22 protein-coding genes are annotated in these 23,468 nt (G+C 64.1%); 10 read left to right on the forward strand and 12 right to left on the reverse strand.

The features are described from left to right. The first annotated feature begins 54 nt into the window (after window positions 1-54). Window positions 55-567, forward strand: a complete 513-nt coding sequence (locus B5X69_RS13560) for an SOS response-associated peptidase family protein (protein WP_139375791.1) — start codon at window positions 55-57, stop codon at window positions 565-567. A 103-nt stretch (window positions 568-670) separates the two neighbouring features. Here the strand turns inward: B5X69_RS13560 and B5X69_RS13565 are convergent, their stop codons facing one another. Next, window positions 671-853 carry a DUF3606 domain-containing protein gene (locus B5X69_RS13565; protein WP_079639243.1) on the reverse strand — a complete coding sequence of 61 codons (183 nt, stop codon included), beginning with the start codon at window positions 851-853 and terminating at the stop codon, window positions 671-673. A 143-nt stretch (window positions 854-996) separates the two neighbouring features. Between B5X69_RS13565 and xth the strand changes: the two genes are divergently transcribed. Continuing rightward, window positions 997-1,800, forward strand: a complete 804-nt coding sequence (xth, locus tag B5X69_RS13570; RefSeq protein ID WP_079639244.1) for an exodeoxyribonuclease III — start codon at window positions 997-999, stop codon at window positions 1,798-1,800. Next, window positions 1,797-2,174 (forward strand): hypothetical protein, encoded by a 378-nt coding sequence (locus B5X69_RS13575; protein WP_079639245.1) that lies wholly within the window; start codon window positions 1,797-1,799, stop codon window positions 2,172-2,174. The genes xth and B5X69_RS13575 overlap by 4 nt, the downstream gene beginning before the upstream one ends. A gap of 83 nt (window positions 2,175-2,257) precedes the next feature. Here B5X69_RS13575 and B5X69_RS13580 read toward each other — a convergent pair whose 3' ends face one another. Continuing rightward, a complete protein-coding gene (locus B5X69_RS13580) occupies window positions 2,258-2,836 on the reverse strand; it encodes a hypothetical protein (protein ID WP_079639246.1) in 579 nt (192 codons plus the stop codon). A 215-nt stretch (window positions 2,837-3,051) separates the two neighbouring features. Continuing rightward, window positions 3,052-3,390: a hypothetical protein gene (locus tag B5X69_RS13590; RefSeq protein WP_139375792.1), complete on the reverse strand. Its 339-nt coding sequence runs from the start codon at window positions 3,388-3,390 to the stop codon at window positions 3,052-3,054. A gap of 368 nt (window positions 3,391-3,758) precedes the next feature. On the opposite strand from B5X69_RS13590, the gene B5X69_RS13595 reads away from it, so the two are divergent. From B5X69_RS13595 to B5X69_RS13620, 6 genes are all read left to right on the forward strand, one after another. Beyond that, window positions 3,759-4,337: an RNA polymerase sigma factor gene (locus tag B5X69_RS13595; protein WP_079639249.1), complete on the forward strand. Its 579-nt coding sequence runs from the start codon at window positions 3,759-3,761 to the stop codon at window positions 4,335-4,337. Continuing rightward, a complete protein-coding gene (locus B5X69_RS13600) occupies window positions 4,334-5,248 on the forward strand; it encodes a FecR family protein (RefSeq protein ID WP_079639250.1) in 915 nt (304 codons plus the stop codon). The genes B5X69_RS13595 and B5X69_RS13600 overlap by 4 nt, the downstream gene beginning before the upstream one ends. Window positions 5,249-5,323: 75 nt before the next feature. Next, a complete protein-coding gene (locus tag B5X69_RS13605) occupies window positions 5,324-8,230 on the forward strand; it encodes a TonB-dependent receptor (protein WP_176141608.1) in 2,907 nt (968 codons plus the stop codon). Further along, on the forward strand, window positions 8,224-10,272 hold the full coding sequence (locus B5X69_RS13610) for an Atxe2 family lasso peptide isopeptidase (RefSeq protein ID WP_079639252.1): 2,049 nt from the start codon (window positions 8,224-8,226) through the stop codon (window positions 10,270-10,272). Before B5X69_RS13605 ends, B5X69_RS13610 begins: the two co-directional genes overlap by 7 nt. 250 nt (window positions 10,273-10,522) lie before the next feature. Next, window positions 10,523-13,453, forward strand: a complete 2,931-nt coding sequence (locus tag B5X69_RS13615) for a TonB-dependent receptor (RefSeq protein WP_176141609.1) — start codon at window positions 10,523-10,525, stop codon at window positions 13,451-13,453. Next, on the forward strand, window positions 13,447-15,438 hold the full coding sequence (locus B5X69_RS13620) for an Atxe2 family lasso peptide isopeptidase (protein WP_079639254.1): 1,992 nt from the start codon (window positions 13,447-13,449) through the stop codon (window positions 15,436-15,438). Before B5X69_RS13615 ends, B5X69_RS13620 begins: the two co-directional genes overlap by 7 nt. Here B5X69_RS13620 and B5X69_RS22440 read toward each other — a convergent pair. From B5X69_RS22440 to B5X69_RS13660, 9 genes are all read right to left on the reverse strand, one after another. Further along, window positions 15,339-15,977 (reverse strand): asparagine synthase-related protein, encoded by a 639-nt coding sequence (locus B5X69_RS22440; protein WP_425441516.1) that lies wholly within the window; start codon window positions 15,975-15,977, stop codon window positions 15,339-15,341. The genes B5X69_RS13620 and B5X69_RS22440 overlap by 100 nt on opposite strands. Further along, complete coding sequence (locus tag B5X69_RS13630; RefSeq protein WP_176141612.1) at window positions 15,934-16,779, reverse strand: asparagine synthase-related protein; 846 nt, start codon at window positions 16,777-16,779, stop codon at window positions 15,934-15,936. Before B5X69_RS13630 ends, B5X69_RS22440 begins: the two co-directional genes overlap by 44 nt. Window positions 16,780-17,030: 251 nt before the next feature. After that, window positions 17,031-17,681, reverse strand: a complete 651-nt coding sequence (locus B5X69_RS13635) for a lasso peptide biosynthesis B2 protein (protein ID WP_079639256.1) — start codon at window positions 17,679-17,681, stop codon at window positions 17,031-17,033. Window positions 17,682-17,740: 59 nt separating this feature from the next. Continuing rightward, entirely contained in the window at window positions 17,741-17,863 is a 123-nt protein-coding gene (locus tag B5X69_RS22270) for a hypothetical protein (RefSeq protein ID WP_281250937.1), read from the reverse strand. Between the two features lie 108 nt (window positions 17,864-17,971). Beyond that, window positions 17,972-18,574: a GntR family transcriptional regulator gene (locus tag B5X69_RS13640; protein WP_176141613.1), complete on the reverse strand. Its 603-nt coding sequence runs from the start codon at window positions 18,572-18,574 to the stop codon at window positions 17,972-17,974. A 14-nt stretch (window positions 18,575-18,588) separates the two neighbouring features. Further along, on the reverse strand, window positions 18,589-19,497 hold the full coding sequence (locus B5X69_RS13645; protein ID WP_245798743.1) for a phytanoyl-CoA dioxygenase family protein: 909 nt from the start codon (window positions 19,495-19,497) through the stop codon (window positions 18,589-18,591). A gap of 12 nt (window positions 19,498-19,509) precedes the next feature. Continuing rightward, window positions 19,510-20,115 carry an acyl-homoserine-lactone synthase gene (locus tag B5X69_RS13650; RefSeq protein WP_079639258.1) on the reverse strand — a complete coding sequence of 202 codons (606 nt, stop codon included), beginning with the start codon at window positions 20,113-20,115 and terminating at the stop codon, window positions 19,510-19,512. 77 nt (window positions 20,116-20,192) lie between these two features. Continuing rightward, window positions 20,193-20,936, reverse strand: coding sequence for an autoinducer binding domain-containing protein (locus tag B5X69_RS13655; protein ID WP_079639259.1), 744 nt, complete (start codon window positions 20,934-20,936; stop codon window positions 20,193-20,195). Between the two features lie 326 nt (window positions 20,937-21,262). Beyond that, entirely contained in the window at window positions 21,263-22,144 is an 882-nt protein-coding gene (locus B5X69_RS13660; RefSeq protein WP_176141614.1) for a LysR family transcriptional regulator, read from the reverse strand. Window positions 22,145-22,272: 128 nt separating this feature from the next. Here B5X69_RS13660 and B5X69_RS13665 point away from each other — a divergent pair, with 128 nt between their 5' ends. After that, the gene (locus B5X69_RS13665; RefSeq protein WP_079639261.1) at window positions 22,273-23,334 is read left to right on the forward strand and encodes an SDR family oxidoreductase; all 1,062 of its coding nucleotides are present in this window, start codon (window positions 22,273-22,275) and stop codon (window positions 23,332-23,334) included. The last annotated feature ends 134 nt before the right edge of the window (window positions 23,335-23,468 follow it).

Here is a 23,468-nt window from a genome sequence, read left to right on the forward strand (position 1 = left end):
GACTGGGCGTCCCCAATTGTTGCGGTGCGCCCATGTTCTTGCTATGTTCCAGTAATGACAACTGTGCCAACGCCTTTCGATCCCGATAATGCGAGCACCTTCGAGCGGGCGCTCGTGCGCCGCAATCCAGAAAATAGATCCGAAATTGAAATGGTCAAAGCGGTCTGGGGTTCCGATCCCCGCTTTGCGGACGGCGTCGCTTATCGCTTCTTGCGCAGCGAAGCACGCGCCTTGCCCCCACGGCGCTGCCTCATCCCCGCGAGCGAATTCCGAATGGGATCGGGCGATCGTCGCTACCGGGCGAGCCTCGACAGCGGCAATTTCTTCTATCTTGCCGCGATCTGGGATCCGCCGCTTGCCGGCTGGCCCCTCTCTTACCGCATTCTCACCATGCCCGCCGGGGCCGACGTCCTTCCCTATCAGTCGCGCCACGGCGTCGTCATCCAGCGACGCGATGTGATGCACTGGCTCGACGGCACGCTACCAGGCGATATCCTCTTCGCCGAGCCACCGCGCCACAGCTTTTTTGTCGAGCGCGTGCCCGCGCCATGCGCCTTGCCGCTCTAAACCAAAAGGCGCGCACCTGGGGGATGCAGGCGAGAGATTTCGCCTCGGCGCCCCTCTTTTCCCTGCTGTTGAGACAAGGTCCGGGCTGATCGGGCGAGTCGCCTCAGCGATCCTTCAGATACGCGCGGACCTTGTCCGCCGAGCTACCCACGGCATCCACCGCTTCGCGAAGTTCCTGCTCGCTTACGCCCAGCGCCTGCGTCCAGTCGCGCACTTCATAATCTTCGCTGAGGCTGATCCGGTCGCGGTCGGGAGAACCGACATTCCTCCTGTCGTCGCTTGCCATTGTCCATCTCCTTGCGGAAGGTAACGCCCCGCGCATTCGCAGGTTGCGCGCGCGGACATATGGCCCGCGGAACAAAAGGCGCCGATGGGTGGTCTTCGGACCATGACCTTCAACGCCCCGCCCGCACAGGATTGTCCGGCCTCATGAAGATCGCCACCTACAATGTGAACGGCATTGGCGGGCGTCTTCCTGTTCTGCTGCGATGGCTCGCGCTCGCCAAGCCCGACATCCTTTGCCTGCAGGAGCTGAAGGCACCGCAGGAGAAATTTCCGGAGAATGCGATCCGAGATGCAGGTTATGACGTCATCTGGCACGGCGAGAGCCGCTGGAACGGCGTTGCGATACTGAGCCGGGTCGGCGATATTCACGAGACGCGCCGCGGCCTGCCCGGCGATCCGGCCGATGAACAAAGCCGCTATATCGAGGCCGCGGTCGGCGGGATCCTCATTGCCTGCATCTATCTTCCCAACGGCAATCCCTGGCCGGGTCAAAAGTTCGAATACAAGCTGAAGTGGATGGCCCGCCTCGATGCCCATCTAAAGGCGCTCTTCGATCTCGAGGCGCCCGTGATTGTGTGCGGCGATTATAACGTCATTCCCGCCGATCTCGACGTCTACAAGCCCGAAAACTGGACGAAGGACGCGCTGTTTGCTCCCGAAGCAAGAGCCGCCTATCAAGGCTATCTGGACCAGGGTTGGACCGACGCGATCCGTACTCTCCATCCGGGCGCACGCATCTACAGCTTCTGGGCCTATTGGCGCCGCTCGTTCGAACGCGGCGCCGGGATCCGCATCGACCACCTTCTGCTCAACACGGCAGCCAGGAAACGGCTCAGCGCCGCAGGCGTAGACACGCGGCCGCGCGGCTGGGAGAGGTCGAGCGACCATGCGCCGGCCTGGATCGAACTGGCCGACAGGCCGGTGCGGGGCCGAAAGGCAAGGCCATGAGCGGCGTGACCACCGGCTGGAAGCTTCCCGAACGAGACCGCGAGGCGCTGCTGAAGCGCTTTCCTCCGCGCTACGCAGCGCTTGTGGCCGACCATGTCACACTGCGCTTCGGGGCGGATGAAGAGGCGTCGCTCCCCGACGATCGATGCGGCGAGGTCGTGGGCCGGAGCGACGATGGCGAAGGCGTCGAAGCGCTGGTCGTGCGCATTGCCGGGAAGACCGACCGCGGCGATGGCAGCCATTATCACATCAGCTGGTCGCTTGGCCCGGGACGGCGGGCGAAAGAAAGCAACGATGTGATCGCGGCGCGAGGCTGGTCCGAGATTGAGCCGCCCATCGCGATCGCGCTTGAACCTGCGCGCTGGAGGAATTGATGATCCTCTTTGACAGGCGCGGTGGCGGTTCGATGCTGCCTCGCCGGGGCGGCCGTCTCGTTTGCGAAGCCTCCCGCCCTCATTCAGCTGGCGCGCCACGCGCGCATCGCGCGCTCATAGGCGTCTCGCGCGGCCTTGACGCGCGCCTCGAGCCGCTCGCGCTCGCGGGTCTGGGCCGCCTCGAGCCTGCGCCGCGCCCGGTCGAGTTCCGCTTGTTGTTTCGTGAGCGTCGCCCGCTCTTCAGCGTGGCGCCGTTCGGCAGCGGCGCGGGCCTCTTCGGCGCGGTCGAGCGATGTACGCTTCGGGCGCGGCTTCGACTTGACACGCGGGACTTTTGGCTTTGAGGGCCTTGCGCGCCGAGGCGCTTTCGCCGCCTCCTCATCCTTGGCACCCGACCTTGATCCATCCCGCTGCGACGCCTTGGGGAGCGCGGCAAGATGCTCTGCCATCGTGCCGCGAGTCCGCTTTATCACCTCGCCAGGGCGGGCAAGCGCTTCACGCATCAACTCGGGATTGTCGACGCGTTCGGCAGCTCCAACCGCGAACAAATTGCTCTCGCTCCCCCAGGCTTCGAGTGCGGCCTTCTGGCTCGGCGCCGCAACATAGGCATCGTGAAAGCCGATAGCGGTGCGGAAGAGCTTGAGCTTCGGCTGCCGCGGCACGTCCCGTTTCGCCGATTAGAGGGGTTGCGAGCGCGGCGCGCCCGGGCGCTGCAATTCGCCGCGTCCGTCTCCTGCCCCGCGCGCATCGCGGCGACCGCCGCACGGAAAGACGCTATCGAAGAGACGCTTGGGGATTCCAGCCAACAGCGGCGGATGATGCTGAATGCTACGCCTGTCGCCACACTTGCCGCCAATCATATGATTGCTCTGCCTTGTCAGGGGCGCAGTCCCTCGCGCCTTTCAGCTTCCGCCACCTTGCTTTCAAACCACCGATTGGCGGCTACCTCGCCATCACGCTTCACGCGGCGATCCAGTTCCGGTTTCAGCGCAATGAGCGCGCGCCGCGCTTCGGGACTGAGCGCCATCAACCGCTTGTGGCCAAGCCCATTCGCATCGGGCGCGGGCTTTCGCTTGTCGTCGGCGCTCCGATCCCGGTGGCGCATGACCTGGCTGTGATTATAGGCACCTACGCCGTCGATGATGGGAACGTCCTGCGCTGCGGCAGACGTCGCGCCGACCAAAAGGCTCAGCCCGAGGATGAAGCGGATCCGCATGCTGTTTCTCCAGTCAAGCCACTGTGACCCGCCATTCATGAGCTGAGCAACGGCCGTGCGGCGACACGGGGCAAACCGAAGTTCAATTCCGCAAAGCGCGTGTTGAGACACAACAATCCTCAATTTGGTTCTAATTCCGCTCTTCCCCTTGCCCTCGCGCCCGCGTTCGCTATCCTCAAGGGGCATCGGGCGAACAGGCACGATGCCGGGCGTGAGAACCCGTCTTGGCCGTTTTGATTTTCCATCCTGTCCGGGTGGCCGCCGCGCATGTCCAAGCCTACGGGCCAAAGGCGGCGGCGCTTGTTCGCTAAGCAAGTTCTCAACGCCCGGCAGGGCTGTCTTTCCGTCCGAACGGGAAGGCAGCGGGCATGGATTTTGAGGAGCAGCAGAGCGGGCGCGGCGTTACGGAACGTGACGCTATTCCATCCGAGACGTGCCAGAGCTTGGCAGTCTGCGCCGGCGTGGAAGCCGCCTACAAAGCGCATGGGCCCGAACTTGCGCGCTACATCCGGCGGCGCGTTCAGCCGCAGGATGTTGGCGACCTGGTGCAGGAATGCTTTCGCCGTTTTGCCCAGCGCCGCCGCGCGGCGACGGGGTTGATTGACCGGCCCGCAGCCTATCTCGTCCAGACCGCCCGCAACCTTCTCGCCGAAAATGCCCGTACCGATGCGCGCCGCTTGCAGGCAGGTCACAGCCCTTTTGAGGACGAAGCCCACGCCGGCCCCGACCCGCATGCGGCGCTGGAGGCACGCGATGCCATTCGACGTCTGGAAGAGGTGATCGCCCGGCTTAAGCCCAGGACAAGAGCCATATTCTTGATGCATCGAATCGAAGGGCTGAGCTATGACGAGATCGCAGCCGCGCAGGGGATGAGTGTGAAGGGCGTGGAAAAACAGATGGCAAAGGCGCTCGGCGCGATCCGCCGCTCGCGGCAGGGCCCCCGATGATCGGCGGAGAGCGCGCCGAAGACTGGCTCGCGCGAATGGAGGCTCCCGGCGCGGAGCAACACCGCGAGGCGTTCGAGCTCTGGCATCGCGATCCGGCCAACGCAGCAGCTTATGCAGCGCTGCGCCGCGATTTCGATCGGACCACCCAGGTCTCGGTCGACCAGGTGGCGGCCCTCGCGCGCGCCCACGACGCGGCGCGGCGGAAGAAAACGCAGCGCTGGGCGATCGCCGCGACTATCCTGCTCTCGCTTTCTGCCGGGTTCGCCTGGATCACCATGAGCACCGGCCCCGGCGACTCCCGCATTGCTCAAGAGGCGACGACGGGTGGGCGAAGTCTCGACGACGGAACGCTCGTCGCGCTTTCGGACGGCTCCAGGATTGAGACCCGCTTTACCCCCGATGAGCGGATCGTGACGCTGAGCGGCGGCCACGCACTCTTTACCGTCGCGCATGATGCGAGTCGCCCTTTTCGGGTAGTCGCGGGTGGGTCGGTAACAACTGCGCTCGGCACCATATTCGAGGTTGACCTTTTGGGCGTAGCGCCGCGCATCCATCTTATCCAGGGCTCGGTCGAGGTAGCGGTGAAGTCGGGCGACCGGCGCGCACTGCGGCTCGCACCGGGCGAGAGCGCGGAAGTGAGCTTTGAGGGGCCGCAGCGCGTGCCCACGACAGCAAGCCCCGTCGTCGCCCGAAAGATCGATGCCGAAAGGACAAAGCTCGGGACCATTCTTACGAGCGCCAACGCGGTGAACAGCCAGAAAATTGGCCTTGCCGACCCAGCGCTCGCCAACCTCCTCGTGTCCGGCCGTTTCGAGATCGACGACGGCGAAGCGCTCGCACGCAAGCTTGCAGCAGCGCTCGGCCTTGTCGTCATCTCGCGTCCCGACAGCTTGATTCTCGCCCGCCCATAAATTTAAGGGGGGTGAACGCCCCCAACGTCATCGAGCCCCCCGGACAGCCAATACATGGCTGCAAGGGAGGGATGGATGAAACCTGTTTTTATGGCCGCTCTGCTCGCAACCGGAAGCTGTCTTGCGCTTAGCGTCCCCACCGCGAAGGCACAGACCGCAGAGACCGAATTTAATATCCCTGCGCAGCGGCTCGCCGATGCGCTGCGCGCCTACTCCGAGGCCACGGGGCGCGACGTGATCGCCGCCTCGCAGCTTCTCGAGGGACGGCGCAGCAGCGCCGTTCGCGGCCGCCTCTCACCCGATGCGGCGCTTACCCGACTTCTCGCCGGGACTGGGCTCGTCGCCGAACGGGTCGACAGCACGCTCGTACTGCGGGTCAAATCGGCGCCCGCCGACGACACCGATGCAGCGATCATCGTCACCGGCACACGCATCCGGGGGACCGGACCCATCGGGTCGCCAGTCACCGTTATCGACCGCGCCGCGCTCGATCAAAGCGGCCGCGCCACGATCACCGATTTCCTCCAGACGATCCCGCAAAACTTCTCAGGGGGGCCTGCGGAAGCCAATGTCGGAACGAGCGCCCGCGGTTACGCCAATACGAACCTCGCCTATGGCAGCGGAATCAACCTGCGAGGCCTCGGCAGCGGCTCGACGCTCACTCTCTTTGATGGAGCGCGGCCCGCGCTCGGTGGCGGCTCAGGAGCCTTTACCGATTTGTCGCTCGTGCCCTCGGCGGCAATTGAGAGCATCGAAATTCTGACCGATGGCGCCTCTGCCGTCTATGGATCCGATGCTGTGGCCGGGGTTGTGAACATCCGGTTCCGAAATCGTTTCGAAGGCGCCGAAACTCGGCTCAGGGCGGGTACCGCTGATGGCGACTTCGGGGAGGTTCAGCTCGGCCAGATTTTCGGAACCGGCTGGTCAACCGGCCACCTCGTTGTCGCGGGCGAATATTATCGTCGCGGCAACCTTCCATCGGCGGCGCGTTCATTCGCCAGCGAGGATCTACGCCCGTTCGGCGGGCCCGATCTGCGCTCAAACATCAGCAATCCTGGAACGATCGTCGCGGCCGACGGGCGCCCCTACCGGCTCCCCATCGGTCAGGACGGCACAGCACTTACCGCAGATCAACTCATCCCCGGCGGCTTCAACCGCGGCGACGCCCGCCGCCACATCGACCTCCTGCCCCGGCAGGAACGCGGCGGCCTCTACATCTCCGCCGAGCAGCGTATCGCGGAGCCGGTTACGCTCTTTGCGCGGCTTCTCTATTCGGAGCGGCATTTTGCCGCCCGCCAGCGCGTATTCGGCGCCTCACCCCTCACGGTCGGTCCTTCCAACCCCTATTATGTCGATCCGATCGGGACTGGCGAGCCGATTCGCGTTTATTATGACCCGACCGCAGACTTCGGACCCGAAGGGGTAGAAGGTTCGGTGCGCGCCTTTAATTCAGCCTTCGGCGCGCGCGCCACCCTTGGCGACTGGTCGCTCGAGCTGTCGGGCGGCTTCGGCCAGCAGCGCGAACGCAGCGACGGCGTGAATATCGTCCACCGCTTGCGGCTCTTGCGTTCGGTCGCAGCCACGACACCAGCAGAGGCCATCAATCTGTTCGGTGACGGCGCGGTCAACGATCCTGCGCTCATCGACAGCCTGAGGGGCGGTCTTCAGCGCCGGGTACGCTATCAGAACTGGACTGGAGCGCTTCGCGCCGACGGCCCGTTGCTTGCGCTGCCTGCGGGCGAGGTGAAGATAGCGCTCGGCGCCGAATATCGACGCGACCAGCTACGCTATGCGCAGACGATTGACCGCAGCACGGAAGCGCCTCGGACCTCCGGCATTCCCGGACTTCCCGATCATCGCACCGTGCGCGCGCTATATGGCGAGCTCGTCGTGCCGATATTCAACGCCGAAGGCCGATTTCCGGGATCGCTGACCGTCTCCGGAGCGGCACGCTATGAGGATTATTCCGATGTGGGTGACACCGCTAATCCCAAGGTTGGGATCGAATGGAAGCCACTGCACGGACTGACCCTGCGCGCCTCTTACGGCCGGTCCTTCCGCGCGCCCTTCTTCGACGAACTCGTCGGGACGGCGAACGCCTTTTACGAGACAATCGCGCTTCCTGACCCGCAGTCACCGAGCGGTGAGACGGTCGTTCTCGGACTATTCGGCTTCCGCCCTGACCTCGGTCCGGAAAAGGCTGAGACCTGGACCGCCGGGGTCGACCTCGAACCCACTTTCCTGCCGGGGGCGCGGGCGAGCCTTAGCTGGTTCAAGATTGGCTATCGTGACCGGATCGCCACAGCCTCCTTCGACCTGTTCAATTTCCTCGTCCGCCGCGACATCTATGGCGGGCTCGTGGACGACAATCCCGATCCCGCGGTTGTCGCCGCCTATTTTGCGAACCCGAGCTTTGCGAACTCGCTCGGCGTAACGCCCGCCGACATCGGGGCGATCGTTGAAGGACGTACGCTCAATCTATCGAAGTCAAAGGTAGAGGGGATCGATTTCGATCTGCGCTATCGCCACCAGCTCGGCGACGCGGGACATCTGTGGGTGTCGCTCGGCGGGACGCGGCTGTTGACGATCGACAATCAAATCACCGACGCGGCGCCCGCCGTTAATGTAGTGGGTACCCTTGGAAATCCGGTCAAGCTCCGTCTCCGCGGTCGGGCCGGCGTTGCAGTCGGCGCGCTCGACGCCAGCATCGGGCTGCAGCATGTCGCGGGCTACGATAACCTCACCGTCACCCCCGCCCAGAAGGTCAAGAGCTGGACGACTTTCGATCTCCAGTTCGGCACCCGCATTGCCCAACTGGGAGGGGATCGTTCTCTCCGTCTCGCGCTCAGCATCAATAATCTATTCGACAAGGCTCCGCCTTATGTCGAGTTTCGGACCCCCACATCAGCATTTGGCTACGATCCTGAGCAGGCAAGCGCGATCGGACGCTTGACTGCACTCCAGGCGCTGGTCTCGTGGTAATCCTCGCAGCATTCGCCGCCAGCCTCACTTCGCCCGCGGAGCCGTCACGCAATCCGATCACGCCGCGCGATCTGGTCGAGATTGCCGAGATCAGCGCCCCGACGCTTTCGCCCGATGGTAAGCGCGTGGCGTACCGCGTGAGCCGCCCAAGCATCGAGCGCAATGCCGTGATGATCCAATGGCATGTGAGCGAGGTGGACGGCACGCGCGTGACAGCGATCGGCAGCGGCGGCGATGCGCGCTTCGAAGGCTCCGGAGGCCTCGCCGAGCAGATCCCGGTCTGGGATCCCGATTCGCGCGGACTTCGCTACATCGCGCGGACCGGCGGCGCTGCGGCGATCTGGCATTGGCGAGAAGGCGCACTCCCCCAGCGCGAGTTTGTCGATGAGGCCGATATCCTGGAGTTTGAGGTCGCTGATGACGGCAAGGCGCTGCGCTATACGGTGGGAGCGACGCGCAAGGCGATCGCAGACGCCGAGCGCCACGCGTACGAGAATGGCGTGCTCGTCGACGAGCGTCTCGATATCATGCAGCCGATCGCAGGCGGGGCCATCGTCGACGGCAAAAGGGTGATGCAGCGATTATCGACCGAATGGTTCGAGCGCGATCGCTTGCTGTGGGATGATCCGCGCCGGCAGGAGACACGTAACCTTACCGGCGCTCCTCTTGCCAGCGATCCAATTTTCTCCGTCAAGGCGCCGTCGCAGGGTTTCAAGGTTTTCGACGCGAGCGGTCGAACCGCCGAGATACAAGGCGAAGGCGGGACGCAGTCGGTGCTGATATCCTCGCGCACAGGCGCGACAATTCCATGTCAAATCCCGCTCTGCCGGTCGTCAGCGCTCGCAGCACTTGCTTGGGAGTCGGAGAGCGATGCCCTTCTGCTCTTCGAGCGTGTGGGCCTGGCGCGCGAACGCGTCTGGCGATGGCAGACCGGAGCGCCTCGCGCGCGTCTCATCGCGACAACCGACGGCAGCGTTCGAACTTCCTATCGACCGCCGCGCTGCGTTGGGGCCCGCTCGAGGCTCGTTTGCACTGAAAGCGCCCCCCTCACTCCACCAAGGCTCATCGCCATCGACCTTGCGAGCGGCGAGCGTCACATTCTTGCCGACCCCAATTTCGCGCTACGCGCGCGCATCCGGGCGAAAGTGATTCCGATCGAAAGTCCCGACGGGTCGGCGCTCCTGCTTCGGCCTGTTTATGCCTCTGATCGTCTTCCACTTGTCGTGCAATATTATCGTTGCGATGGATTCCTGAAGGGGGGCGTCGGCGATGAGATCCCAATGTTGCCGCTGGTGGAACATGGAATTGCGATTCTGTGCATCGAGCAGGCGAGCGGCACGAAGGGTGCGGCGGATGCCTCCTACGATCGCGCGCTCGACATAATCGGCAGGCTCCTCGATGACCTCGATGCCGCCGGCGTCATCGATCCCGCACGCGTCGGGATCGGGGGCTTAAGCTTCGGCTCTGAAGTGGCGCTATGGGCCATTCGCAAGACGGACCGCTTCGCGGCCGCGACGATTTCCTCAGGGCAGATCTCGGAAAGCTATTATTGGGCCAATGCGCTTCCCGGCCGCGGGTTCACCGACATGCTTCAAAGTTATTGGCAGCTGGGCGCTCCCAACGAAGATGGAGAGCGCTGGAGAGCACTCGCACCGGAAGCCGATGTCGCCGCCATCAGTACGCCGCTCCTTATGCAGGTACCGGAATCCGAAGCCCGCTACCTCATCAAATTCCACACGCTGCTCAAGCGTGCGGGCAAGCCGGCGGAGCTATTTGCCTTCGCCGATGAACCTCATGTCAAAATGCAGCCGGTCCACAAACTGGCGGCCTATGCGCGCAATCTCGATTGGTACCGCTTTTGGCTTAAGGGAGAGGAGATTTCCGATCCCGCCAAGCGGGGCCAATATACGCGCTGGCGCAAACTTCGCGCGGCACAATCCTTGCGCGTGCCCGCGCGGGGCAGCCCCGTGCCCGAGGCGTCCTCCCCGGGGTGTCTGCGGCACGGGGCCGCCGAACAGACGCCCCTAGTGTCCAATGATTGAGCGGACCCAGCGCTCGACATCGGCGAGATGCAGCACGCGAATGGCTGCGACCCCATCAGCCCGGCGCTTCCCGTCGATGAGTTCAGCAATCGCGTCGCAGTCGATGGGGCGCGGCGGCGCTCGGCCTTGTGGTGGTGCCGCGTCCCGACGCCCTGATCCTCGACCGCCCAGAAAAATTTTGGGGGGGTGAACGCCCCCAACGTCATCGAGCCCCACGGACAGCCAATACATGGCTGCAAGGGAGGGATGGATGAAACTGATTTTTATGGCCGCTCTGCTGGCAACCGGAAGCTGCCTTGCGCTTAGCGCCCCCACCGCGAAGGCACAGACCGCAGAGACCGAATTTAATATCCCTGCGCAGCGGCTCGCCGATGCGCTGCGCGCCTACTCCGAGGCCACGGGTCGCGACGTGATCGCCGCCTCGCAGCTTCTCGAGGGACGGCGCAGCAGCGCCGTTCGCGGCCGCCTCTCACCCGATGCGGCGCTTACCCGACTTCTCGCCGGGACTGGGCTCGTCACCGATAACGTTGCGGGCAGCTGGGTGCTTCAGCCTAAAAGCGGCGCTGCACAGCTCGATGAACCCGCCAACGCAGCGGGCGAGGCCATAGTCGTCACTGGATCGCGCATTCGCGGCGCCGGCCCCGTCGGCTCGCCCATAGTCACGCTCGATCGTGCAGCAATCGAGAAGAGCGGTTACGCGACGGTCCAGCAATTGCTCCAGTCGCTCCCCCAGGCTTTCATGGGTGGTTCCAACGAGACGACTACCGGCGTGACCACGCGGAATGGCACAGGCAATGATGCGACGCTCGGATCGAGCATCAATCTCCGCGGGCTCGGGACCAATTCGACGTTGGTGCTGATCGATGGCGCACGTCCGGCGCTCGGTGGCACCGGAGGCGTGCTCGCCGATATTTCGTTGCTTCCAATGAGCGCGGTCGAGCGGATCGAGATTCTCACGGACGGCGCCTCCGCGATCTACGGCGCGGATGCCGTCGCCGGCGTCGTCAACGTCCGGCTCCGCAATCGCTTCGAGGGGGCTGAGACGATGCTTCGCATCGGCACGGCTGATGGCGATATGACCGACGTCCAGTTCAGCCAGATCATCGGCAAGGCGTGGGACAGAGGCCGGTTCGTGCTCGCCTATCAATTTTCAAACCGCGGCGCGCTCGCGGCCGCTGAACGCGCTTTCGCGCGCGAGGATTTACGACCGCTGGGCGGTCCCGACTATCGCTCGATCTATGCGAGCCCAGGCACGATCCGCGCCGCAGACGGCCGGATCTTCGGCATCCCCGCGGGCCAGGACGGGCGTGGCCTGACCGCCGACGCGCTGCTTCCCGGCGTCCAGAACCTGCGGGACAACCGTGCCGACAGCGACCTGCTTCCGCGCCAGCGCGTCCACAGCGTCTATTCGGCGGCCGAATTCGAGCTGACCGATGGCCTCACGCTTCGCGCCAATCTGCTCGCGGCGCAGCGCAAATTCCGCCGCACCGGCAATGTGACCTCGTTCCGCACCGCGCGGGTGCCGGTCACCAACCCCTACTATGTCGATCCGATCGGCACCGGCGAGCCGGTGCAGGTCCTCTACAGTTTCGTGAATGATGTCGGCCCGCAGATCGATGATGGCCGCGTCCGTGCGATCTCGACTTCGGCCGGCCTCGAAAAGCAGCTTGGCGCCTGGCGAATCCAGCTCGGGGGCAGCTATGGGGTTCAGAAGGGCAAGGCGAGCTCGCGCAATATCGTCAACAGCGCGCGCCTCGCGCTGGCGCTCGCCGACCCCGATCCCGCGACCGCGTTCAATGTCTTCGGAGACGGCAACGCCAACAATCCGGCAACTATCGACTTTATCCGCGGAAGTATCACGACGATCGACGACTTCAGGACCTGGTCGGCGGCGCTCCGCGGCGACGGGCCGCTCTTTCGCCTGCCAGCGGGCGACGTGCGCCTCGCTGTCGGGGCGGAATATCGGCGCGAGGCTTATGATTATTACCGGATCCTCGATTCCAACACCCTCACCCCGACCTCTGGCCCCTATCCGGGATTTCCCGGACCGCGGCACGTCCGGTCGATCTACGCCGAAATGCTAGTACCGGTCTTCGGCGCGGACAATGCGCGGCCCGGCTTGCACCGGCTCGACCTGACGGTCGCGGGACGCATCGAGGACTATAATCAGTTCGGCCGCACCGAGAACCCCAAGTTCAGCGTACGTTGGGAACCCATCGAAGGATTCACGCTCCGCGGCTCCTACGGCACCTCATTTCGCGCACCGCAGTTCGACGAGCTGGTCGGTCCAGCGGTTTCCGTCTATTCGACGCTCACGGTTCCCGACCCGGCGTCGCCCACGGGCGAGACCAACGTTCTCGCGCTGTTCGGCTATGCTCCGAACATCGAGCCCGAGAAGGCGACGAGCTGGACCGCAGGTTTCGACATCGCACCGCCGAGCCTGCCCGGCTTCAAGGCGTCTCTCACCTATTTCGACGTCGATTATCGCGACCGGATCGGGACGCTCTCCGAAGATTACTTCCGCTTCCTCACCGACCGCGAAGTGTTCGGCGGCGTCGTCATCGACAATCCGCCGCTCGACCTCGTGCAATATTATTATGACCAGCCGACCTTCAGCAATCCGATCGGCATCGCGCCCACCCAGGTCGCGGCGATCCTCGACGGACAGACGCGCAATCTCGCACGCGAGCATCAGAAGGGGATCGACTTCGACATCGGCTATGCGCCCGAGGCTCTGGGCGGGACGCTCGATCTCGGCGTCAGCGGGACACATATTTTTTCGATCGTGAAGCAGCTCTCGCCGGGATCGGCGACGAGCGACTTCGTCGGCCTCTACGCGAGCCCGGTCCAATGGCGGCTGCGCGGCCGACTCGGCTGGGCGAAGGGCGGCTTTTCGGCCAACGCCTTCATCAACTACACCGATGGCTACACCAACCAGATCGTCGTTCCGATCGAGCGGGTGGCGTCCTGGACGACGATCGACCTGACGCTGACGCAGCGCATAGGCGGCGGCGCGGCGAACGGGCGCGGCGTGCAGCTCGGACTCGCGATCCAGAATCTCTTCGATCGCGATCCGCCCTATGTGAACAACAGGAGCCAAACGTCGGGGCTCGGCTATGATCCCGAAAAGGCGAGCCCGGTTGGACGGATGATGTCGGTGCAGGCGCTGATCCGGTGGTGAGCCGCGCCGCCCTGCTGATCGCCCTGCTGGCCGCGACACCACCCGCCGCAGGCCAGGTCACGCCGCGCGCGATCGCCGAAATCGCCGACATCTCGGGCCTGGCCGCGTCGCCCGACGGCCAGTGGATCGCCTACCGGGTCGAACGCCCGTCGACGCTCACCAACCGGATCGACGTCGATTGGTATATCGTGCCCGCCGACGGTTCGGCGGCGCCGCTCCATCTCGGCCGTACCGGCGAAGCCTGGTGGGACGATGCCGGCGTCGTCGCGCCGGGCGAAGCCAAATGGTCGTCCGACAGCCGGCATCTCGTCGTGCGCGCGCTCATCGATGGCCGGATCGCGCTCTGGTCGAGCCCCGTCGATGGCTCGGGTTTCGAGCTGATCGCCGCGGGCGAAGGCGATATCGAAGCCTTTGCGTTCGGCGCGAATGGGTCGCTCGTGACGCGCCAAGGCCCGGCGCGCGACCGGATCGCGCGCGCCGAAGAGCACGAACGCGAGACGGGAATCCTCGTCGATGGCCACACCGATCTCGCGCAGCCGCTGTTTCGCGGCGCGCTCATCAGGGGTCGGGCATCGAGCCAGCGATTTTCGAACGACTGGTTCGACCGCGCCCCGCTGCTTGCGTCGCTACCGCGCAAGACCGAAACACGTACGCTGGATGGGAGCGAGCGGCCGGCAACCGAAGGCGAGGCCGAGCTTCTCGCGCCCCCGCCCCCTTCGTGGCTGCTGCTCACGAGCGACCTCCCGACCGATATCGGCGCCGCTGTCGAAGCGCGGGGCGTGTGCAAGACCAAGCTGGGGTGCCCCGCTGAAGCGCCGCGTCTGTCGTGGTGGCTGCCGCGCGCCGGGGGCGACGCGCTGGTCGCGCTTCGCGACGCCGATTATCGCCAGTCGCTTCTGAGCTGGTCGGCCTTGACGCGCGATCTGAAGCTGCTCGCATCGTCCCCGGGGCTTCTTTCGGGGAGCCGATTCGATTTCGACCCGTGCGCCGCGGCGACCGGCGCTGTCTTCTGCATCGAGGCCGCCCCCGACATCCCGCCACGCCTCGTGCGGATCGACTGGAGCGGCAAAAAGCGCGTGATCGCTTCTCCTAACCCCTATCCCAATCCTGACCGCGATGGGCTCCTTGTCGAAACGATCGCTTGGCAGGTGAGCGGCAGCCGTGCGTCGGGCGTCTTGATACGCCCGAAGTTCCCCGGACGGCTGCCGCTCTTCGTCACCTATTATAATTGCGCTGGTTATCTGCGCGGCGGGGTCGGCGATGAATGGCCGCTCAGGGCAATGGCCGCGCACGGGATCGCGGCGCTTTGCGTCAACGCGGTGCCCGGCGAAGGCGGCAACAAGCGCTACGCGCGCGGTACCGCCGCGGTCGAGGCGGCGGTCGAACTCCTCGCGGACCGCGGGATCGTCGACGCGGCGCGGGTCGGTATGGGCGGCCTCAGCTTCGGCAGCGAAGTTACGATGTGGACGGCGATGCACAGCGATCTTCTCAAGGCGATATCGATCGCGTCGGTCCAGATGGAGCCCACCTATTACTGGTTCAACGCGCGCCCCGGCCGCGAGACCTTCGCCGAAACCTTACGCAAGACATGGGATCTCGGCGCGCCCGACGAAACTCCCGCGCGATGGAAGGCGCTCTCGCCCGCGCGCAACATCGACCGGATCAAAGCGCCGATCCTGATGCAGTTTCCCGAACAGGAGGCCCGTTTGTCGATCGAGCTCGTCAGCAGGCTGGCCACCGCGCGCATGGGAGAAACCCATATCTTCCCCTATGCGCCGCATGTGAAGGTCGAACCGCGACAGAAACTCGCGGTCTATGAGCGCAATCTCGACTGGTTTCGCTATTGGCTGAAAGGCGAGAAGAACTCGAGCCCGGCTAAAGCCGATCAATATCGGCGCTGGTCGAAGCTCGGACCCCGGGACACTCTCGCCTCGACCGCCCGCACCCAGCGCTCGATATCACCGATTTCGATTAACCGGAAATAGTCAAAGTCGCCTTCCGCCAGATCGCGGGTGAGATAGTGTTCGATCGCCGTAACATCGAGTAGTCCTTGCTCGGCTAGTCGTCCGCCAAGGAGAAGGTCACGCAGAAGTGGGCGTTGCCGCAGATAGGCGGCTGCGCACATCGACTCCAGCCGCCCCTTGCCGCGCCGCCATGCGACTTCGGCAGGGAGACTGGCCGCGAAAGCGGCGCGGGCAATCGCTCGATCGCGCCCACCGGCGAACCAGCGCCAGCTCGGAATCGAGAGACACTGTTCGACAACAGGCTGCGATAGCAAAGGGGCCACAACATCGGCGTCGTGCCATCGCGATGGCCGATCCAGAAAGTCAAGAATATAATGGATCGCCTGGACGTGGTTGATACGCGCCTGCGAGGCGGCTTCTTCACCTACATCCCATGGGTGCGTGAAATGCTGTTGGCTCCTTACGCAAGGCGCGAGAAATGTCGCATCGCGACGGGCTCCCAGACGGCGCCCCGCCCTACGCGCGCGCGGAAAGCCGGAGGGCCTGCCAGATCGTCGCATCACCAGCACGCGCCACGTCGCGGAGCGTTTCAAGGGCGCGGCGACCGAATCCGAATGTCGCGCAGGCGTCGAGGATCGGCGCGACGCTGCCATCGAGACCGAATACGCTGTCGCCTCCGATCCCTCCGAAGATCGCCCTGTCGCGACTCCCAAAAGCCACCGAGAAGGCGCGATCGACGCCACCGAGGATCGAATAGGCGCCGGGTCGCGGCGACAGTCTGTCGGGCGGCGCAATGAGATCAATCTCCTCGTCGCCGTGCTGGATTTCGACAAGTTCGATCTCGCAGCGCGCGGCCACGGCGCGCGCAAAATGCCGCTCGTCACCATCCGCGCCGGGCGTTGCGAATGTGATTGCCGAGAAATTTGCCCCGACCATTTTCAGCGACGCAGCAACGATCGAGGAATCGAGCCCACCCGAAAGCTCCACCACGATCTCGGGGCGCGACGCACTTGATGCCGCGACGCTGCGCAAGATCGAGTGCTTCAGCGCATGAGCATGGGTCGACACATCGCGGTCAATGGCAATATGTTCCCATGGCGACCAGTTCGTCCGTAGATTGGTTCGGGTCCCATCGAACAGTAGCCCGGTTCCTGGCAGAAGTTCGGACAGTCCAGAGATTCCAGTCCTGTCAGTCCGCCAGTTCATGAACAAGAGCGCGTGCGCGACGAATTCCCAGTCGATCGCGAACATAGGGACAAGATCGGTAAGTAGGTCGAGGTGCGAGGCGCAAACCATTCCGGCGTCATGCCTCATCCAATAGAGCGGCATTCCGGTAAGCGGCGCGCGATCGATTGTCCGCATCGCACCGCGGCATCCGAATGCCAAATAATTGCCCCATCCCTCCTGCGGCGAACGAACGATAGCGCCCGAACGAGAATGGATATCGCCGACGGATATTTTCCCGTCGGGCGTCCTGTGCCGAGGCAAGGCCTCTCCTGCGAATATGGCATAGTCGACTCCCGCAACAACCGGCTTCAATCCATGCCGCTTCGCGCAGTGGGCGATCTCCGGGACGTGTCCGACCTCACCAAAGAAGGCGATGACGCCGCGCTTCACTCGACGACCAGAATGGGCTTGAAACTCCGCGCTTCGGCCGCGCTTCCCGTGAGGACACGTTCGTTGGTCTGCAGCCAGCAATGCGCCCGGAAGGGATGGAGCAGGACGCCGAAAACCAGGCTCACTGCCAGGCCGCGCGAGAGCAGAATCCGGTCGAGCGCGAGTGCGTCAACGAGGCACCGCGGCGGCACAGGCATGAGCCATCTACTTGCGGCGAAGCGCGATGCAATATCCGCGGCGGCTGCCTCGGTCGCAGGAACGCCGATGCGCCGCTTCGATATACGCAGCGTTTTGATGGTCTCCGCGAGCCGATGCGGCTGGAGCGACCGGCGCGCCCATTGCAAGGCAGTCGCCGACGCTAGCGCCATCCGGAGACTGAACGATGCGTCGGATGCTGCAAGATCGTGAATCGGGATCTCGACCGAGGCGGGGTTCAAGGCAGCCTCTCCGCTCCCCTCTGCCAGCAGTCCCGTTCTTATCAAGCGCGATATTGCCTCACTATCATTCGGTACGCCCGCGCGGAGCCGCTCGAAGGCCACACGGTCCTCCCCCTTGAGCGAGAAATACTTGTCTCGCGCCAAGTCGAGGAACACGAGTTCGCCGCCAATCTCGCAGTATCCCGTGCCGGGAGCCATTTGCCAGGCCATCTCACCCGCTCCGACAAGAGGGAGCCGGACCCGAGGGGTCCGCCTCCCACATTTAGGGATCAGTCCTCTGTCAGGCCCAAGTCCTTTTCCTTACCGCCGATCTCGGCGCCGAAGCGAACGAGACCTGCGGTGTCGGCGCTGACGCTGCCGAGTTCGATCAGTTCATTGATTTCACGATCCATGATCGTTCTCCTTTGGAATGCCGCGAAATTGCGGCACCGTCGAAGCTAGAATCCGCGGCCCGTATAGGAATTTTATACAGCTCCGATCGGTCGATTATTGGCTCAATATTATCGGAGGGGATCAGTGCGCGGCCTGAGTTCGGCGACGATCCGCCCCGCTTGTCTGACGCGGCGCCGGTGGAAGCTAGTGATTTTGCTGCGCAATCCAGTCCAGCGCCCGAAGCGATAATCTTCCTCCATTGCGGCGAGAAGGCCCCGGGATGCCTGGTCCACCCGCACTTCAGCGCGCCGAAGAATCTGGCTTCGCTCGATCGCGTTGATGAGCGCGCCGCGAAGTTCCTGGTTGTCGGCGCTCATCGCTATGGTCCGAAAGAGCGACTCGGTAGCCTCGCCATAGTTTGGCCGCTCTTCCAGCTCGAAGAGCCCGCCGGCGGCCTGATGCGACGGGCGGTCCTTGAGGGCGAGCGCCAGGAGCATTGCAGCCCAGCTATAGAGATCGCAAAGATCAGCCTCGGCGAGTATGGGCTGGCGGAAGCCCTCCTGATGCCAGCTCTCGATCAAGCGCTCGCCTGCCAAGCGATGAAGCGCATCGCGTACCGGCGTAGCACTTGCGCCCAGCGATGTGGCGAGCTGCGCAGGCTCAAGGCGCGACCCAGGCGGAAATGTTCCTGCAAGAACCCGCGCCTTGAGTTCGATATAGACCCTTTGCATCGTCGCGCCCGGGCTCATGCAGCACCTCCGCTCTCTTCCATAGCGCGCTGGCTCGCGACGAAATCGTTGAGCAGCGCCTCCTGATCAGGGCGCAGCGCATCGACCGCGGCGAGCGGGACGTCGGCTTGTCCGTGCAGCAGCACCGAGGGACACTGGCCCTCGAAATTGCCGAGATTGGGCCGGTGCTGCGCGTAGCCCACGAGCGCGGCGAGCTCGGTTGAAAAGTCCCGCGCGATCTCGGGGGGATAGGCCAGCCACTGGTTTTCATAGGGCTTAAGCCAGCCCAGGCAGTAGCTCACAATGATGCCGCGGCGCACCTCGCGGCTGATGTTGGCGCCGGCACCGTGAAGCACCGATCCGAGGAAGATGATTGCGTCGCCAGGCTCCGCCTCGGCAATCGCGCTCGCCCCCTTCGGCTCTTCGCCGAGCGCCTTAGCGCCGTGACTGCGCGGCCAGATCCGGGTGGCGCCATTCGCCTCGGTAAAGGCGGTGAGCGGCCACATCACATTGATCAGATATTCGGTCTCACCCTTCGCGCCCCCATACATGTCCTGGTCGCGATGCGGAAATTGCGCGAGCGCGCCAGGGTGAACAGCAATCGCCTGGGTAAGGTTGAGCTGCAGACGATCGCACCAGCGCCCAAGCGCCGCTTCGGCGAGCGCCAGAATGTCGGGGTGCATGATAAGCGCGGCCATATGGGGCGAGCGGATCAGGAGGCGCCCGAAACGCTTCGTGTGCGCGCCGTAAAAGCTTCCCTGACAAAAGGGCGTCGCTTCAAAGCGCGCCTCAAGATCTGCAGAAAGCGCGTTGATCATTGGCGCCGGTAGCGCTTCGCGGAGGATGACATAGCCCTCGTCCGCCAGTTTCCGATAGGCAGGGGGCCTTTGCGGCATGACGAGATTACGCGCTCGATCCTTGAACATCTCCGCCCTCCCTCAAGCCGCGCGCGCCGGGGCGGCAGCGGGCGCAATACCGGCAGCTGCGAGGCGCGCCGACGTGTCGCGATCGATATCGATGCGAAGCGCGGTGAGCGCGCTCCCGCGATGCAGCATCGGCATGCCGAGCGGGCGGCAGTCCCAGCCGAAACTTTGGATCTGGCGGAACCAGGTCAGCTCAGCGACGCCCGTGTAGCTATGAATGCCCTTGTCGAGCGCAAAATCGACGAGCCCGGCGAGCAACGCATCGCGCGCAGCCCGTCGCCGGCTCGCACCGATCTCGGGCGCAAGACAAAAGCGCGTAATCTCGAAGACGCCCGGCCCTTGCGGTATTTCGCCCGCGACGAGCCAGGGAAAGAGGCTATCGAGAAGGGCGGGCCGGGTCGTCGGAAGCAGCCGTGCGGAGGCAAGGTGGTTCGCCTCCCCATCGGTCACGATAAGGTAGATCGCATGTTCGTCGTCGAAATGATCGATCTCGAACCGATTTGCGAGTGCGGGCAGATCCCATTTGAGAAGATCGATGAAGACCCGCTTGCGCGCCTCGAACATGGTGCGGAGCGCATGGTGCGCATGCGCTCGGTTAGAAGAATCGACAATCAGCAGCATGAAAGACCTCCTTGTTGAAAAGAGGCCCTCCAATTGAAGAACATGGCGGCGCGCCGCCATACCACGATCGGGGGGTGTCAGAGCCCGGCAAGATCGCCGAAACAGATATCGCCGGCAAAGAGCGCCCGAATGGTGAGCGGCGTGCAGCCCGTCACATCATAGCGCGCCCGGGCGTTACGCAGATGCTCTTTCACCGTATCATAGCGCAGCCCCATGATGGTCGCGGTCTCCCATGCCGATTTGCCGCACGCCGTCCATATCAGGCACTCACGCTGGCGTTCGGTCAACCTTGGACCCGTTGCGGCAATCTCGGGATGAACAAGGCGCCGCGCTGCCTCGAAAGCAAGGCCTCCGATCATCCGCGCGAACCAAAGCGATTGCGGATCCGGATTTCCGTCCGGCGTCCAGGCGAAGGACACCGATCCATGCGCCTCCCCGGGAAGATGCGCAGGCACCGTCAATCCTGGCCCGATCCCGTGGCGACGCGCCTCGGTCAATATGATTTCGTCGCTCGCCCGGCGCTGCGTAAAGCGCGCGTAATCGTGCCAGAAAAAGCCCGCAAGACCGCGGCGGCTCGCGCGGTGGATCGGATCGGAAAGGCCAAGGCGGTGCTGGTCGAACCACAAAGCCCATTCCTCGGGATAATTATGGATCCGCACGCCCCGCGCTGGGGCGGCAAGAAAATCGACATGATGGCTGAGCGCGAACCAGCGACAGCCGAGCCGGCCGCAAAGTTCGGCGAGCAGGTCGGAAAAACCTGCAAGATCCTTCACCCGTGTGACGTCGTGCGCGAATGCGTGCGCGGCGTCCATTGTCGGCATAGCGACCCATGGCGGCGACGGCTGCAGTCGCTAACCCAGACGACCGGCACCGCTCCTCGTCAGGGCCGGCGGGCCAGGGCCCTCTCAATGGGCGGCCCGACGGCGACGGAGATCACCGCTGGACAAGGTGATCGATCGCGAGACATCGTGCGCAGAACGCGGGCAATTTCAATTATATTCCAAAGATAGAACCAGATTGAGGACAGTTTATGTTCGCGACCGGCAAATCGGCGCCCCGCGACGCGGCCTTGCCTCGCCTCCGATCCCGATCTGGCGCGCCTCGGCAGCTTGCCTTAATGGCTATTGCCGAGCGACGTACAGGATGATCACCCTGCAAGTCGCTTGCGCTCGCGCAGGAGCGCGGCGGCGCCGAAATTCACGAAGGCGCGCACCTTGGCCGATCGCTTGAGATCCCTGTGGCTCAATATCCAGAGGCTCGGAATCGGCCTCAGGTGGATAGGAGCTGATGCGCGCCTCAGTCCCGGTGCGTAGTCGCCGAGATAGACCGGAAGGGCAGCGAGGCCCATTCCCGCCGCTGCGGCCTGCGCGAGGGAAATAAAGTTGTCGATCCGGCACGCGATCTGCCCCTCGCCAACATTGGCGCGCATCCACCGCCCCACCGAGGTGCCGGCAAGATCGCCCGAAAGCGCCACCCATTTCTCGCTGAGTAGTGCCGGCATTTGAGCAAGGGGCGCCTCGTCCGCTGCGGTGCGATAGACTGCCATGGCGACCACGCCGATTTTTCGTCCGATCAGCGTCTCCTGCGGCGCCGCAGTGACGCGAATGGCGACATCAGCCTCGCGCTTTCCCAGATTTGCGAGGTCCGATCCAACCGAGACATCCATCTCGACAGCGGGATGCTCCTTTTGAAAGGCTGCAAGGATCCCCGGCAGGATCGACGCCATGAGGGTGTCGGTTGTGGCGATGCGAAGCGTGCCTTCAAGCCGCAGGTCCTCACCCGCGATCCGGCCCTCAAGCTCTTCGACCAATTCGGCGATCGACCGCGCAATGTCCTGGGCGGCCTCCCCTGCCCCGGTGAGAGCATGGCCCGAGGGCAATCGATCGAAGAGGCGAACGCCATGCGCCTTCTCGAACGCCTGGATCCGCCGAAGCACAGTCGTGTGATTGACCCCGAGCGTCCTTGCCGCAGCGCCCAGCGATCCGCGATCGGCAACGGCCAGGATAAACTGGAGGTCGGACCAATCCATTCGGCTTCGCGCCATGTCTGAGGACCCTTCACGCCTGTGCATTTCTGCAGATCCGGTCTGCCCACAATAGCACTGATGCATCTCAGGCGCACAGCCTACGCTCCTCTCAAACGTAAAGGAGCTGAAATATGGACGGTCGCAACTTGGCCCTCGTCGTCGGAGCGCAGGGCGTGATCGGGCGAAATCTCGTCCGGCATCTTGAAGACCTCGGAAACTGGGACGTGATCGGCTTGTCGCGGCGCGCCGCGCCGGCTTCGGCGCGCGCGAGGCACGTCTCGGTCGACCTTCTCGACGCGAAGGCCACGCAAAATGCGCTCGGAGAGCTGACCGGCGTGACGCATGTCTTCTATGCTGCCTATCAGGACAGGCCCAGCTGGTCTGAACTCGTCGAACCGAACCTTGCGATGCTCGCCAATTCGGTGAGCGCCATTGAGGCGGTCGCGCCCGGCTTGCAGCATGTCAGCCTCATGCAAGGCTATAAGGTCTATGGCGCGCATCTTGGCCCATTCAAGACCCCGGCCCGCGAGGATGACCCCCCGCATATGCCGCCTGAGTTCAATGTCGACCAACAGCAGTGGCTCAGTGCTCGCCAGCAAGGCAAGCGCTGGTCCTGGTCCGCGATCCGGCCGTCGGTGGTCTGCGGCTATGCGGTCGGGAATCCGATGAACCTTGCAATGGTGATCGCGGTCTATGCAGCGATCTCCAAGGAGCTCGGGCTGCCCTTGCGTTTCCCCGGAACTCCAAAAGCATACGACAGGCTGATCGAGATGACCGACGCCAACCTTCTTGCGCGCGCCACACATTGGGCGGCGACGGATCCCAAGTGCGCCAACCAGGCTTTCAACATCAACAATGGCGACATGTTCCGATGGAGCGAGATGTGGCCCGAAATCGCCCGCGCCTTCGACCTTGAAGTGGCTCCCCCTTTGCCGATGCCCCTTTCAGATGTGATGGCAGATAAGGCACCGGTTTGGGAGCGCATGGTCGAGCGCTACAAGCTTGCGCCCAATTCCTATTCGGACGTTTCCTCGTGGCGGTTCGGCGATTTCGTTTTCGGCTGGGATTATGACGTCATCGCCGACGGCTCCAAAGCGCGGCGCTTTGGCTTTCACGAATATGTCGATAGCAGGGCGATGTTCCTGCAAATCTTCAAGGATCTCAAAACGAGGAAAATCATTCCGCGCGCTTAAGGCGCCGCCGCACCCTGCAGGCGCGCGGCGGCTCGGCACAGATCCGTCCATGCTTCATGGCGCCCGCTCTCCATCGGCTGCAGCGCCGCGCAGGGGAGACGGCTGCAACATCTTCATGCCCCCGCGCGTTTCAA

Origin of the sequence: Sphingopyxis flava (assembly GCF_900168005.1) — a bacterium.
Classification (GTDB): Bacteria; Pseudomonadota; Alphaproteobacteria; order Sphingomonadales; family Sphingomonadaceae; genus Sphingopyxis; species Sphingopyxis flava.